Below are 13,800 nucleotides of genomic sequence, written 5' to 3'. Positions count from 1 at the left end.
AATAGCGGGCAGCGGACAGCTGGAAGATTCCGAGCCATCGGCTACTCGCTAGCGGCTATTTGCTTGTTGGGGGAGAAATCACATGAAATTCGATCTGGCGGTTGAAGTGCGAGAACGGTCCGGCAAGGGTGCAGCGCGGCAGCTCCGGCGCAGCGGTCGCGTGCCGGCGGTGCTGTACGGGCAAGGGGAATGTCTTCTGCTCACGATGAAGCCGGACGATCTCACCACCATTCTGCGTTCCCATGCCGGCACGACCGCGCTCATCTCGCTCACGGTGAATGGCGCGAAGGCCAAAGCCAAACGGACGGCGCTGCTGCGGGACTTTCAAGTCGACCCCGTGACGGGCGAGGTGTTGCACGCGGATTTGTTCGAAGTGTCGATGGATAAGCCCATCCGGGTCAAAGTGCCGGTGCAGCTCATCGGCGGCGTGCCGGCCGGTGTGAAGGAAGGCGGCGTGCTCCACCACAATTTGCGTGAGCTGTACGTCGAGTGTCTGCCCTCGGCCCTGCCCGACGCGATTCAGGTGGACGCCTCCCAGTTGGCGATCGGCCAGGGGATCCACGTCCGGGAGGTGCCCAAAGTCGAAGGCGTCAGGTTCCTGGACGATGCCGATCAGATGGTCGTGAGCGTCGCGGCCCCGATGTCCGAAGCCAAGCTGGAAGCGCTGCTCACCAGCGGCGCAGCGGAGCCGGGCAAGGAGCCCGAGGTGATCGGGAAAGGGAAGGAAGAGGCGCCGGTCGAAGGGGCCGAAAAAGCGGCGGCTCCCGCGGCCGAAGCGAAAGCCAGCGAAAAGAAAGAGCCCGCCAAAGAAGCGCCGAAAGCCGAAAAGAAAGAACCTGAAAAGAAGAAGTAGCGTTGCGCCTCATCGTCGGGCTCGGGAATCCCGGAGCAGCCTACGCCCATACGCGCCACAACATCGGCATCTGGGTCCTCGAGCGGGCGGCGGCCCGGTGGTCGATTCGTCTTCGGCGGCACGGGATCGCCGTACGAGGCGCGGGAACGGTCGGTTCGGAGTCCGTCGAGCTTGCGGGCCGTCTCGACTGGATGAACGTCACGGGCCCTCCACTCAAGGCCCTGCTGCACGAGTTAGGTCTCTCCCCTGAGCAGCTCATCGTCATCCACGACGACTTGGATCTGGAACTCGGCCGGCTGAGGATCAAACAAGCCGGAGGCCACGGCGGCCACAACGGCCTGCGCTCGATTCTGGCCGCGCTGGACACGCCGAACTTCACTCGCCTCAAGATCGGCATCGGGCGCCCGGCTCCGGGCCAGGACTCGGCCGACTATGTGTTGGAACCCTTCTCGCGCGATGAGCGGGCCCGGATCGAGCCGGTCCTGGACCGCGCCGTGCAGGCGCTGGAATGCATCGTGGTCAAAGGAGTCGCCGCGGCGATGAATGAATTTAACGTGCGAGAGCGCGAGGACGCGAATGAGGAATGAGGAATGTGAAACGCTCCGGGCCGTCGATCAATGGAATTGGTGGATGTTTCATGACCATTCCTCATTTCTAATTTCTCATTCCTCATCGGGTTAAGAGCATGGGTTTGTGTTGCGGCATGATCGGCTTACCGAACGTGGGGAAGTCGACCGTCTTCAATGCGCTGGTCGGCGCGGGGGCGGTCGTCGCCAACTATCCCTTCTCGACCGTGGAGACCAACGTCGGGATCGCCCCGGTGCCGGACCCGCGTCTGGACAAGCTGGTCGAGATTTTTCAATCCAGGAAGAAGACGCCGAGCACGCTGGAGGTGCGGGACATCGCCGGGTTGGTCCAGGGGGCGAGCGAAGGCCAAGGGTTGGGCAATCAGTTTCTCGCCCAGATTCGGGAAGTGGACGCGCTCATGCACGTCGTGCGCTGCTTCGAGGACCCGGACGTCGTCCACGTCGGCGGTGAGGTCAACCCGCAGCGCGATGTCGAGACGATCGAGACCGAGCTGATCTTGGCCGATCTGGAGACCTTGGACCGTCGCCGGCAACGGGTGGAGAAGCGCGCCAAATCGGGCGAGGGGCAGGCCGGCAAGGAACTGGCTGTCGTGCAGAGGCTCACCAACCTGCTCAACAAGGGCGAATGGCTGGGGAATCATGCCTTCTCGCCGGACGAACGGGCCATGCTGAACGAGCTGCAGCTTCTGAGCGCCAAACCGGTGTTGTTCGTCGCCAACGTGAAGGAAGGCACGACGGCGGAGCATCCGCATGTGCGGGCGGTGCAGGAGCTGGCCGACAAGCGAGGCGCCAAGGTGGTGCTCATCTGCGGCCAGATCGAAGCGGAGATCTCCACCCTGCCCGAGCCGGATCGCGCCGCCTTTTTGAAGGACCTGGGCCTGGCCCAGTCCGGCCTCGTGCGGCTCACCGCCGTCGCCTACGAGTTGTTGAACCTCATCACCTTCTTCACGGCCGGCGAAGTGGAAGCGCGGGCCTGGCCGATCCGCAAGGGGACGAAGGCGCCGGAGGCGGCCGGCAAAATTCACTCCGACATGGAGCGCGGCTTCATCCGCGCGGAGGTCTACCACTACGACGATTTGATCGCCTGCGGCTCGGAGGCGAAGGTGCGGGAGAAGGGATTATTTCGGCTGGAAGGGCGGGACTACGTGATCAAAGAAGGGGATGTGGTGTATTTCCGGTTCAATGTGTGAAGTTTTAGTGTCCGAAATCCGGAGGCGGGTCCTGTCACCGACCAGCCCGCTCGTCCTCGCACCCCGCCCGGTGTAGGGACCCCGCTGCGGGCGAGCAGGCTCCCAGGTCGGCGCCACCCGCCTTCTTACCCTCCAATATCTCTACAACGCTGACAGGGAGTGGTCAAAGAACGGGAGGATGGAGCCTGTCTGCTCAACGTTCCGGCTCGACCGCACGAAGCCTCTTATCTGCTCGCCAGCGGAACTCGCTGCGTATGACGCGTTCGCGCGAACGCAGCTTCAAACAGTCTTCGGCGTTGCTACGCGATCGCACCCGGTCAGCAACTGCGAAATCACCCTGCCGCCTCACCGACTCGCCGGCGCGCACAAACATGACACTTTTTATTCGTCGTGTCGTGCGCCCCGAGCCTCCGCGCGATTCGCGACCAGGCCTCACCCTCCCGTTTGCGGGGGAAATGGTTCGAGAGACCAGTTTCCTACCCCGTAAAGGCTTTTTGCTTGTGGTCCTTTCTGAAGTCAATACTTCCCCTTCTGAAAAAGCTGAAGCTGGCTGAGCGATTCACGGTCTATTTGACCTCTCCCGACTCCAAGCGATTGGCCGGGATATACTGCGTGCTGATCGCCGGATAGACTGCGGGAATCGCAGTCTATCCCAGGGGGCGAAGCAAGATGAAATATTGAACAAGTCTTGGATTTGCAAGTAGACTTACTCTTCAGCGAAGTGCTTAGGTTACTGTGCTATGCTGCGCGGGTAGGCGGCAGCAGACTTGATAGTTAGGTGGCGGAGATGGCGGCGACCGTTCCTCAAATAGACAATGGTAAGCAGCCGCTTCAACCGCTCAATATCGTCCATATGCCGCAGCTTCCTAGCGACACGCCGTACGGGAATCTGTTGCTTAAGGGGATGAACATTGTTCGCCGTCTCGATAGGGTCAATCTCGAGATCGCACGCGTATTTGCCACCTACGTTCATCCAAAGAACGAGCAATCTCAGAATCCGCTGCAAGACATACTTGAACACCAGTTCTACGCAGAGCAGGTAGTCTATTGGCTCCGGAAGACGGCGGACGAGCTTATCTCTCTCGCTTATGTCATCAGCGAGTGGAAGAGCAACGGAGTATGGCCGGATGCGATCAAAGTCGATTCCATCGCCGGCCTTAAGCACAGTCCGCCACAGGAAGTGAAAGACCTGTTTGCACCCCATGAGTCCTATCTCTCTACGCTCAACGATATAGCAAATGCGTTCAAGCACTCCTTCATCAACACCGATATGACAATCGTCGGGGCAGAATATCCGGTCGTTTTCGCGCTCGCGCTCGACAGAAACAGGTTGTCGACCAAGCCGCGCTTCTATTGGGTGAGTTTCGCGGACATCGTGCAGGGGTTTTCCAAGCTCTATAAGCCCACGATGAAGATCATTCAAACTTGGGCAGCGCAGGCCGCCAGTGGGAAAAGCTCCGCCACCTAACAACGCGATCGACGCCGACACCGCCGGGTCGCCGCTACGCGCTCCATATGGTGCGGGTCATCGCGAACGTTAGGCAGCACAACGCCGATCACCGTGAAGCCAGCCGAATTCTCCGAAGAAGCGGGAAAAAAGAAAGGGGTCGGGAATCATTTTTGAGGAAGACAATGGTTCCAGGAACCGTTGCCCGGGGTTGAAGGTGGGCCACAGATAATCTTTGCACGAGGTTGCCATGAAATACCGCGTCACGCTGCACAAATCCGAGGAAGGTTACGCCGTGTCGGTCCCAGGGCTTCCTGGCTGTTGGTCGCAAGGCGCCACGGAGCAGGAGGCGCTTGAACATATTCAGCATGCCATCCGCGAATATTTGGCGGCCGTAGAGGATGAGATTCGTGGGCAAGACGTGCGCGCGATCGAAGTCGCAGTGTAGCCTTGCCCAAAATACCGGGAGTGAACCACCTTGACGCCGTGCGCGCGCTTGAGAAAGCAGGCTTCCGCGTCGTGCGCCAAGGCAAGCATATCGTGATGAGCAATGGACAACGCATACTGACCATCCCTCGCCACAATCCGTCAACGCGATCACGATGGGAGCTATCGTTCGTGATGCTGGTCTCACCGTTGAACAGTTCCGTGAGTTGCTGTGAGGGATGGACGCCTAACACGACGCTGCAGGTGACACTCCCTGCGATCGTACTCCTGGGCGCGAACGTTGTGACAGAGTTGTTTCGTCCGGCAAAGGAGAGGAGACGAGCGGAAGACATCTGCGCCCGCCTGGCCTTCGCCGCCGGCCGCGAACGGCGGCTCGCCGGCTCGTCAGCAGTGTGAAACTGCTTTTCGACGAGAATCTGAGCCCCAGACTCACCGAAAGACTCCACCGGAACCAGGTTCACTCTGAAACAGAATCATGCTATCTTGAGCGCCCAGTCTTGACGTGAAGCGCCGGTCGTCTTGTGTCCGTTTGTAAGTGCGCTTCACGAGATACGCATCACGCATCACGAGCGACGGGTTTTCACGATACAGCCGGGAGAACAGGGCACGATGTTGCTGAAAGACAAAAAGGGCCTCATTATCGGCGTCGCGAACAAGCACAGCATCGCGTGGGCGATCGCGCAGGCGGCGGCTCAGGCGGGGGCGCAACTGTTGTTCAATTATCAGAACGAGCGGTTGCGGGAAAATGTCGTGGAACTGGTCAACACCATGCCGGGGGCGAAGGCGTTCCCCTGCGACGTGGGGGACGATGCTCAGATCGACACGTTGATGAAGCGGGTGGGCGAAAAGTTCGGCCGGCTCGATTTCCTCGTCCACTCCGTCGCCTTTGCGCCGCGCGAGGAACTGGCCGGCCAGTTTGTCGACACGACCCGTCAGGGCTTCGCCATGGCGTTGGATGTGAGCGCCTATTCCCTCGTGGCTCTCACGCGCGCGGCGGTGCCGCTGATGACCGACGGCGGGTCGGTGGTGACGCTCACCTATCTGGGCAGCGAACGGGTCGTCCCGCATTACAACGTCATGGGGGTGGCCAAAGCGGCCCTCGAAGCGACGGTGCGCTACCTGGCGCATGACCTCGGCCCGAAGAATATCCGTGTGAACGCGATCTCAGCCGGCCCCATCAAGACCTTGGCCGCGCGGGGCGTCTCCGGGATCAGCAAAATGGTCGATCACCATCGGGAGGTGGCGCCGTTGCGCCGGGCGACCGAGCAGGCGGAGGTGGGGGACACGGCGCTGTTCCTCGTCAGCCCGCTGGCTCGCGGCATTACCGGGGAAGTCATTTACGTCGACGGCGGGTATCATATTCTCGGATCGTTGGCTGCGCTGGAGTAGCCGGTCGCTGTTAGAAATAGGCTCGAGGCGAGAGGCCCGAGGCTAGAGGTCGGAGTCTCTTCCCCCCTCGCCCCGAACCCCTGACCTCTCGCCCATCCATGAACTCCCCGACCTTCTTTCATTTGACAGCCCGTTTGGCGCTGTGGTAGCTTCCACCGCCGATTGCGTCTCCTCATCCGACGCTCATATCCCTCGCTCCCGACTGCGTTCGGGGGCCTTTGTCCAGGAGGTTGTCTGCATGCAGCAGCTCTACGAGTCTATCTTTATCGTCCGTCCGTCGCTCTCCGATGAAGACACCGGCGCGATCATCAACAAGATGAAGGGGGTCCTGGAGAAGAACGGCGCCACGCTGGTCAAGGCGGAGAATTGGGGCCGCAAGAAACTGGCGTATGAAGTCGAGCGTGAGCGGAAAGGCACCTACATCTATTTTTATTTCAAAGGGCCGGGCACGGTCGTCAGCGAGCTGGAACGCTCGTACCGGCTCGAAGATTCGGTCATCAAGTTCTTGACGGTCCGACTGAAAGAGGAGCCGGTTTCCAAGAAACAGGCGGGCGACGCCCAGGAGTCGGACAGTGGCCGGGTTCAATAAAGTCATCCTCATCGGCAACCTCACCCGCAATCCGGAGCTCCGTTACACGCCGAGCGGCACGCCGGTGGCGAGCTTCGGCTTGGCGGTGAGCCGGCGGTACAAGCAGGGGGAGGAACTGAAAGAGGAAGTCTGCTTCGTCGATATCGTCGTCTTCGGCAAGCAGGCCGAGCACTGCGGCCAGTATCTCAGCAAAGGGAACGGCGTCATCGTGGACGGTCGGCTGCAGCAGCGCCGCTGGGAGACCGAGGACGGCCAGAAGCGCAGCAAGCACGAGGTCGTCGCGCAGACCGTGACGTTCCTGCCCAAGCGGCCCGAGGCGGGCGGCGGCGACGCGCCGACGTCGGATGATACGAACTACGAGTTCGAAGAGCAGCCATAACGGAGGCGGTTCATGGAACGAGGACGGTTGTTTCAGCGACGGCGGCCCTGCCGGTTCTGCATCGACAAGGCGGGAATCGATTTCAAGGACGTCGGACTGCTGAAGAATTTCTTGACGGAGCGGGGCCGGATCGTGCCGCGCCGGATTTCGGGCAACTGCTTGCGGCATCAGCGCGAGCTGACGATCGCCATCAAGCGCGCCCGGCACATCGCCCTGGTGAGTTTTGCGGAGGAGCGCTGAGCTCGGTGCCGCCTGTGCAACGAGCCGATCGGTTTGACATCGCAGCGGTCTGACGGTATAGGGGGAGCAACGCTCAGGTTATGGTGACGTCGATGAACTCACTGACCCCGAAGGTGTCCGACATCCCCCAGGAAGGACTGGTTCTCCGGTGCGACGTCACGGCGGAAGAACTGGGATTGAGCGAACGGGATGCTCTGGTGCAGGGCGCTCTCGTCGTGGCCTTGGAGTTGGTCAAACTTAGCGGCAGCATCCGAGCCAGCGGCCTGCTGGAGGGCATGATTCTTCGCCAGTGCGTGCGCTGCCTGAAGGACTTTGCCGATCCGCTCTCGGTGTCCGTGGACGCGGAGTACGTCAGCGAAGGCGCCGGCGCCTTGCGCGGAGCGACGCGCGTGCTGCCGCATGGACGGTTGGACGCGATCGGCGCCGACGAAGAGGACGAACCCTATCTCTATACCGGAGATGAAATCGATCTGGCCCCGATGCTCCGGGAACAGGTCATCCTGGCCGAGCCGATGCAGCCGCTGTGTCAGGAAGACTGTCAGGGTCTCTGCGGCGTCTGCGGGCAGGATTTCAACGTCGGCCGCTGCCGGTGTCCGCAGGAACCGGATAATTCGCCGTTCCGGGTGCTCAGGCGATTCAGAGACCCGGAGCAGGGCGGCTGACGCCGGTCGCCGCGGGCGCGAATATCGGAGCGAGCGAGTAAGGAGTCACCATGCCGAATCCAAAACATAAGCTCTCCAGGGCCCGCCGAGATCGGCGGCGAACCAGCAAATCGAAAATCATTCCGCCGGGCTTCTCCGTGTGTCCACAGTGCCACGAGCTGAAGCTTCCGCATTACACATGCCTGAATTGCGGCACCTATAAGGGGAAGGCGGTCATTGCCGTCGAGGAAGCGTAACGCGCGGGATCCCTTCTCAACCAGGTCCGGGTGCGCGGGCGCCGCGGGTGGCAGGTCGGTCGCCCGCCCCAGTTCATGGTGAGACGAGGCGCTGCGCTCCGATCGATCATCAACGCCGGTGGGTATCCATCAACAACGCATGCGAATCGCCGTCGACGCGATGGGCGGGGATCACGGGCCGCCGCCTATTCTCGAGGGCGCCCTTCAAGCCGTTCGCGAGCTGGATGTTGAGGTGGTCCTCGTCGGGGACGAGGCGCAGCTCAAGGAACAGCTCGGGCGGGCCAAGTACGCTGATTCTCGTCTGACGATCCGGCATGCGCCGCAGGTCGTGGAGATGCACGAATCGCCGGCGACCGTCGTCCGAAAGAAACGGGAATCGTCCATTTGGATCGCGACCGAGTTGGTGAAATCCGGAGAAGCGAGCGCCGTCATCAGCGCAGGCAATACCGGCGCCAGCATGGTCGCCGCGTTTTTCGTGCTGGAGGTGATCAAAGGCGTGGAACGGCCCGCCATCGCCACGACGCTGCCGACGCTCACCGGCACCGCGGTGATGTTGGACGTCGGCGCGAACGTCGATTGCACGCCGAGCCACCTGGAGCAATTCGCGTTGATGGGAAACGAATACGCCAAGCACCTGTACGGCAAGCCCAATCCCCGCGTCGGTCTCCTGAGTATCGGCGAGGAAGACACGAAAGGCAACGAGGTCACGAAAGAAGCCTTCAAGCTGCTCAAAGCCCTCCCGATCAACTTTATCGGCAACGTCGAAGGCCGCGACGTCTATAGCGGCTCGGCGGATGTGATCGTGTGCGACGGCTTCATCGGCAACGTGGCGTTGAAAATTTCCGAAGGCGTGGCCGATACGATCAAAAAGCTCCTCATGAAAGAGTTGGCCGGCTCCTTCCTGGGCCGGCTCGCCTATCCGCTGGTGGCCGGGCCGCTCCTTCGCCTGCGCCGCCGGATCGATTATGCGGAGTTCGGCGGCGCGCCGCTCTTGGGCGTGAACGGCGTGTGCATGATCTGCCACGGGCGTTCGTCGGCCAAGGCGATCAAGAACGCGATCAAACGGGCCAAGGCGATGGTCGAGAGCCGGCTGAACGAGTTGATCCGTCGGGACATCGAGGAAAGCCTGGCTTTGCACCGACAATCGGGGCAGGAAGGCATTCCGGCATGAAGGCCAGGATCACCGGAACGGGCTCGTATGTCCCCGAACGCGTGGTGACCAATGCCGATCTCGAACGGTTGGTCGCCACGTCGGATCAGTGGATCGTCGAGCGGACGGGCATCCGCGAACGTCGCGTCGTCGCCGAGGGGGAGGCCTGCTCGGATCTGGGCGTCCAGGCCGGCGAGCGGGCGCTGAAGACCGCCGGACTCTCGCCCGCGGACCTGGACCTGATCCTGGTCGCCACCTGCACCGGGGACATGCCGCTTCCCGCCACCGCCTGTCTCATCCAACATCGACTCGGCGCGACGCGCGCGGCGGCGTGCGACATCTCGGCGGCCTGTTGCGGCTTCGTCTATGCCTTGGCCGTCGCCGACGCCTACATCAAGACCGGCTTGCGGCATGTGCTGGTGATCGGGTCCGAGGTGATGTCGGTCATCACCGACTGGACGGATCGCAACACCTGCGTCCTGTTCGGCGACGGAGCCGGGGCGGTCGTGCTCAGCGCCGGCGAAGGCGAACGCGGCGTCCTTTCCTCCCATCTGCGCTCAGACGGCAGCCTGTGCGATCTGATCGTGGTGCCGGGCGGCGGGTCGCGCCATCCGCCGTCGGAGAAGATGCTGAGCGAGCGGCTGCAGTACATCAAGATGAAGGGCAACGAGACGTTCAAGGTGGCGGTCCGCACGTTGGAAGAGATTGCGCGGGAAACCTTGGCCCACAATAACCTGTCGATCGAGGATGTGGATCTCTACGTCCCGCATCAAGCCAACGTGCGGATTATCAAGGCCGTCGCGGAGCGGCTGGGACTGCCTCTCGAAAAAGTGTTTCTGAACATGGACCGGTACGGGAACACGTCCGCAGCGTCGATCCCGATCGCGCTCGATGAAGCGGTGCGCGAAGGACGGTTGCGGGAAGGGAACCTGGTCATGATCGGCGCCTTCGGCGCCGGGCTGACCTGGGCCTCGGCGATGATTCGCTGGTGAACGGCGAAGCCGTCGGCAGTCGGCGATCAGCGTTCAACTCCGGAAGCGTTCTTTCAGACTGACCGCCGACGGCTGAGTGCAGAACGCTCCTGCAGAACGTTTTTCTCGTTGACATTGAATCGGATTTCTACCATATCATAGCGCGCTATGGCGTCCGGAATCGGGCTGGTGTTTCCCGGCCAAGGCTCACAGTCGGTCGGGATGGGGCGAGCGCTCTACGAAGCGCATCCCGCAGTCCGAACGGTTTACGGAGAGGCGTCATCCGTCCTCGGCTACGACGTTGCCGCGCTCTGTTTCGAGGGACCGGCCGATCGGCTGAATCTGACGGAATACACGCAGCCGGCGCTGCTCACCAGCAGCGTCGCCGCGTTGCGTCTGCTGGAGCCGGCCGGAGCGAAGCCTCTCGCCGTCGCCGGTCATAGCCTCGGCGAATATTCGGCCATTGTCGCCGCCGGAGGCTTGGCGTTTCGCGACGCCGTCCGGCTCGTCCAGAAGCGCGGGCGATACATGGCCGAGGCCGTGCCGCCGGGAAGCGGATTGGTCGCCGCGATTCTCGGTTTGACGGGCGAGACCGTCAGAGAGATCTGCCGGGAAGCCTCGCCGGTCGGGGTCGTCGCGGCGGCGAATTTCAACTGTCCCGGGCAAGTGGTGATCGCGGGGGAAAAAGCCGCGGTCGAGCGGGCGATCGAGCTGGCGAAAGCCAAGGGGAGTCGCAAAGCGATCCCGCTGCCGGTCAGCGTGCCGGTCCATACGCCGCTCATGCGACCGGCGGCGGACTGGCTCGCGCAGGACATGGCGCGAGCGACCTGGTCGGATTTGACGGTGCCGCTGGTCAACAACGCCGATGCCAAACCGCTCAGGCTGGCCAACGAGGTGCGGGCGTCGTTGATCCGCCAGTTGCCCTCTTCGGTGCTGTGGGAAGATTCGATCAAGACTATGGCGGGGTTGGGCGTCACGACATTCATTGAGGTGGGACCGGGCACGGTTCTGGCCGGACTGATCAAGCGCATCCTGCCCGACGCCGTGACGCTGAACGTCCATGACCCGAAGTCGCTGGACGCGACCCTCAGAGCGTTAAACGTGAACCGTTAATCGTGAATCGTCAAAGGCATCCGGCATGAACTCTCGCGTTTAACGAATAACGAATAACGATTAACATTTAACGACGAAAGGTTTGTCGTGAGTTTAGCAGGTAAAGTCGCCATCGTCACCGGCGCCGCGCAGGGGATCGGGCGGGCGATTGCGGAGACGCTGGCCCGCGACGGCGCCGACATCGTGGTAGCCGATCTCGATCCCGGCCGGTCGCAAGAGACGGTCGCCGCCGTCGAAGAACTCGGCCGGCGGGCGTTGAACGTCAAGGTCAATGTCGCGGACTTCAACGACGTGAAGGCCATGGTCGACCAGGCGCTGAAGGACTGGGGCAAAGTCGATATCCTCGTCAACAACGCCGGCATCACCCGCGACGGTCTGCTGCTGCGCATGAAAGAGGAAGACTGGAATCTCGTGCTGCAAGTCAACCTGAACGGCACCTTCCACTGCACGAAAGCGGTGCTTCAGCCGATGACCAAGCAGCGCTACGGCCGGATAGTCAACATCGCCTCGATCGTCGGCGTGATGGGCAACGTCGGCCAGGCCAACTACGCCGCATCCAAGGCGGCGGTGATCGGGTTCACAAAGACCGTGGCGCGGGAATATGCCGGTCGGAACGTGACCGTCAACGCCGTCGCGCCCGGGTTTATCGACACGGCGATGACCCAGGGATTGCCGGCCGACGTCAAGGAGACCTTGCAGAAGCAGATCCCGCTGGGCCGGCTGGGCCGGCCGGACGATATCGCCGCCGCCGTCCGGTTTCTCGTTTCGGACGAGGCGTCGTATATCACCGGTCATGTCCTGCACGTCAACGGCGGGATGTTGATGGCGTGACGCGCCGGCCGCTGCGCGGACGCTGAGTGATGAGCGTTGAGTTCTGACGAGGGTGGAACTGAAAATTCCAAGATCCGGAGCCAGGATCCAGGACATGCAGGAAGGAAAGGGAACATGGGGAAGGAGGTGGGCAAGTCAATGGCGACCGTTGAAGAACGTGTGAAGAAAATTATCGCCGAGCAACTGGGGGTCGAGGAGGACGAAGTCACTCCGGAGGCGCACTTTGTCGAAGATCTTGGCGCGGACTCCCTGGATACGGTCGAGCTGGTGATGGCGCTCGAGGAGGAATTCGAGATCGAAATCCCGGATGAGGACGCCGAGAAGATCCTCACCGTCGGGAAGGCGCTGGAGTATATTAAGGAGAAGGTGTAAGACGAGGTCAGGCCGAGGATGAGCGAGCGGGTGACACGACGGGTCGCGGTGACGGGGCTGGGGCTGGTCACGCCGCTCGGCACAGGCCTCGAAAAGACCTGGAAAGCGTTGTGCGCCGGGCAGTCCGGGATCGGCCGGATTACCCGCTTTGATCCCGCCGGCTATCCTGTCCAGATTGCAGGGGAAGTCAAAGACTTCGACCCCGCCCACTTCATCGAGAAAAAGGAAATCAAGAAAATGGACACCTTCATCCATTATGCCGTTGGCGCGAGCCAGATGGCGGTGGATGACGCGGGGCTGAAGATCGCGCCCGAGGACGCGGATCGCGTCGGGGTGTATATCGGCGCCGGCATCGGCGGGCTTCCGGCGATTGAGCACTACCATAAGGTTTTACTGGAGAAAGGACCGGATCGGGTCTCGCCCTTCTTCATTCCCATGGTCATCATCAACCTGGCCTCGGGCCAGGTGGCCATCAGGCTGGGCGCCAAGGGGCCCAACTCCTGCGCCGTGACCGCGTGCGCGACCGGGAACCATTGTATCGGCGACGCCTTCCGGATCATTCAGCGGGGCGAGGCGGACGTGATGCTGGCCGGCGGCACCGAGTCCTGCATCGTGCCCACTGCGGTGGCGGGGTTCGCCGCAGCCCGGGCGTTGTCCACGCGGAACGACGATCCGCCGCGGGCCAGCCGGCCGTTCGATCGTGATCGGGACGGCTTCGTGCTCAGCGAGGGCGCCGGGGTGGTGGTGTTGGAGGAATTGGAGCGGGCGCGCCGGCGGGGCGCACGGGTCTATGCCGAGGTCATCGGCTATGCCATGAACAGCGACGCCTATCACATCACTGCGCCGCCCGACGAAGGAGAAGGGGCGGTGCGGTGTATGGAACTGGCCATCAAGGATGCGGGGATCGCCAAGGATGAAATCGGGTACATCAACGCGCACGGGACGTCGACCTTTGCCGATAAAATTGAAACGCAAGCCATCAAACAGGTGTTCGGCGAACGGGCCTGTCGTATTCCGGTCAGTTCCACGAAGTCGATGACCGGGCACCTGCTGGGCGCAGCCGGCGGCGTCGAAGCCGTCTTTAGCGTGCTGGCGCTCTACCGCGGCGTGTTGCCGCCGACCATCAATCTGGAGAATCCCGATCCCGAGTGCGATCTGGACTATGTGCCCAATCGGGCTCGCCAGGCCTCGCCCGGCGTCGTGCTCTCGAACTCCTTCGGATTCGGCGGCGTGAACGCCTGCCTGTTGTTCAAACGTTTTGATGCATAACGCGATGGCGGGAAAAGACCGCCGCGGTTGGGCCGCGCCTGTCTGAGTATCCGGCCTGATTCATTTACCTGCATG

Annotated in this window: 17 protein-coding genes and 1 pseudogene; all 18 read left to right on the top strand. The window is 62.1% G+C overall.

Annotated features, from left to right (window positions below; translation table 11 throughout):
- The first annotated feature begins 82 nt into the window (after nt 1-82).
- The 18 genes and pseudogenes from AB1555_01960 to fabF all read left to right on the top strand — a co-directional run bounded on the left by AB1555_01960 (nt 83) and on the right by fabF (nt 13,725).
- Nucleotides 83-853 carry a 50S ribosomal protein L25 gene (locus AB1555_01960; protein MEW6245453.1) on the top strand — a complete coding sequence of 257 codons (771 nt, stop codon included), beginning with the start codon at nt 83-85 and terminating at the stop codon, nt 851-853.
- A 2-nt stretch (nt 854-855) separates the two neighbouring features.
- Nucleotides 856-1,440, top strand: coding sequence for an aminoacyl-tRNA hydrolase (pth, locus tag AB1555_01955; protein ID MEW6245452.1), 585 nt, complete (start codon nt 856-858; stop codon nt 1,438-1,440).
- 98 nt (nt 1,441-1,538) lie between these two features.
- Nucleotides 1,539-2,630, top strand: coding sequence for a redox-regulated ATPase YchF (gene ychF / locus AB1555_01950; GenBank protein MEW6245451.1), 1,092 nt, complete (start codon nt 1,539-1,541; stop codon nt 2,628-2,630).
- A 787-nt stretch (nt 2,631-3,417) separates the two neighbouring features.
- Complete coding sequence (locus AB1555_01945; GenBank protein MEW6245450.1) at nt 3,418-4,098, top strand: hypothetical protein; 681 nt, start codon at nt 3,418-3,420, stop codon at nt 4,096-4,098.
- A gap of 229 nt (nt 4,099-4,327) precedes the next feature.
- Nucleotides 4,328-4,525, top strand: coding sequence for a type II toxin-antitoxin system HicB family antitoxin (locus AB1555_01940; GenBank protein ID MEW6245449.1), 198 nt, complete (start codon nt 4,328-4,330; stop codon nt 4,523-4,525).
- A 2-nt stretch (nt 4,526-4,527) separates the two neighbouring features.
- Nucleotides 4,528-4,739: pseudogene (locus AB1555_01935) on the top strand (type II toxin-antitoxin system HicA family toxin).
- Nucleotides 4,740-5,133: 394 nt separating this feature from the next.
- Nucleotides 5,134-5,913: an enoyl-ACP reductase gene (locus tag AB1555_01930; GenBank protein MEW6245448.1), complete on the top strand. Its 780-nt coding sequence runs from the start codon at nt 5,134-5,136 to the stop codon at nt 5,911-5,913.
- A gap of 238 nt (nt 5,914-6,151) precedes the next feature.
- The gene (gene rpsF / locus AB1555_01925; protein ID MEW6245447.1) at nt 6,152-6,502 is read left to right on the top strand and encodes a 30S ribosomal protein S6; all 351 of its coding nucleotides are present in this window, start codon (nt 6,152-6,154) and stop codon (nt 6,500-6,502) included.
- A complete protein-coding gene (locus AB1555_01920) occupies nt 6,486-6,881 on the top strand; it encodes a single-stranded DNA-binding protein (protein MEW6245446.1) in 396 nt (131 codons plus the stop codon). The genes rpsF and AB1555_01920 overlap by 17 nt, the downstream gene beginning before the upstream one ends.
- Before the next feature lie 12 nt (nt 6,882-6,893).
- The gene (gene rpsR / locus AB1555_01915; GenBank protein MEW6245445.1) at nt 6,894-7,121 is read left to right on the top strand and encodes a 30S ribosomal protein S18; all 228 of its coding nucleotides are present in this window, start codon (nt 6,894-6,896) and stop codon (nt 7,119-7,121) included.
- Between the two features lie 92 nt (nt 7,122-7,213).
- The gene (locus tag AB1555_01910) at nt 7,214-7,783 is read left to right on the top strand and encodes a DUF177 domain-containing protein (GenBank protein ID MEW6245444.1); all 570 of its coding nucleotides are present in this window, start codon (nt 7,214-7,216) and stop codon (nt 7,781-7,783) included.
- A gap of 50 nt (nt 7,784-7,833) precedes the next feature.
- Nucleotides 7,834-8,019: a 50S ribosomal protein L32 gene (gene rpmF / locus AB1555_01905; GenBank protein MEW6245443.1), complete on the top strand. Its 186-nt coding sequence runs from the start codon at nt 7,834-7,836 to the stop codon at nt 8,017-8,019.
- 139 nt (nt 8,020-8,158) lie between these two features.
- On the top strand, nt 8,159-9,190 hold the full coding sequence (gene plsX / locus AB1555_01900; GenBank protein ID MEW6245442.1) for a phosphate acyltransferase PlsX: 1,032 nt from the start codon (nt 8,159-8,161) through the stop codon (nt 9,188-9,190).
- Nucleotides 9,187-10,161, top strand: coding sequence for a beta-ketoacyl-ACP synthase III (locus tag AB1555_01895; GenBank protein ID MEW6245441.1), 975 nt, complete (start codon nt 9,187-9,189; stop codon nt 10,159-10,161). Before plsX ends, AB1555_01895 begins: the two co-directional genes overlap by 4 nt.
- A gap of 147 nt (nt 10,162-10,308) precedes the next feature.
- Nucleotides 10,309-11,253: an ACP S-malonyltransferase gene (fabD, locus tag AB1555_01890; GenBank protein ID MEW6245440.1), complete on the top strand. Its 945-nt coding sequence runs from the start codon at nt 10,309-10,311 to the stop codon at nt 11,251-11,253.
- Between the two features lie 87 nt (nt 11,254-11,340).
- Nucleotides 11,341-12,084, top strand: a complete 744-nt coding sequence (gene fabG, locus AB1555_01885; GenBank protein ID MEW6245439.1) for a 3-oxoacyl-[acyl-carrier-protein] reductase — start codon at nt 11,341-11,343, stop codon at nt 12,082-12,084.
- A 138-nt stretch (nt 12,085-12,222) separates the two neighbouring features.
- Nucleotides 12,223-12,456, top strand: coding sequence for an acyl carrier protein (gene acpP, locus AB1555_01880; protein MEW6245438.1), 234 nt, complete (start codon nt 12,223-12,225; stop codon nt 12,454-12,456).
- A gap of 18 nt (nt 12,457-12,474) precedes the next feature.
- A complete protein-coding gene (fabF, locus tag AB1555_01875) occupies nt 12,475-13,725 on the top strand; it encodes a beta-ketoacyl-ACP synthase II (GenBank protein MEW6245437.1) in 1,251 nt (416 codons plus the stop codon).
- Nucleotides 13,726-13,800 lie beyond the last annotated feature (75 nt).

Source organism: Nitrospirota bacterium (genome assembly GCA_040755395.1).
In the GTDB taxonomy this organism is placed as follows: Bacteria; Nitrospirota; Nitrospiria; order Nitrospirales; family Nitrospiraceae; genus DATLZU01.
This window is presented reverse-complemented; position numbering and strand designations above follow the sequence as displayed.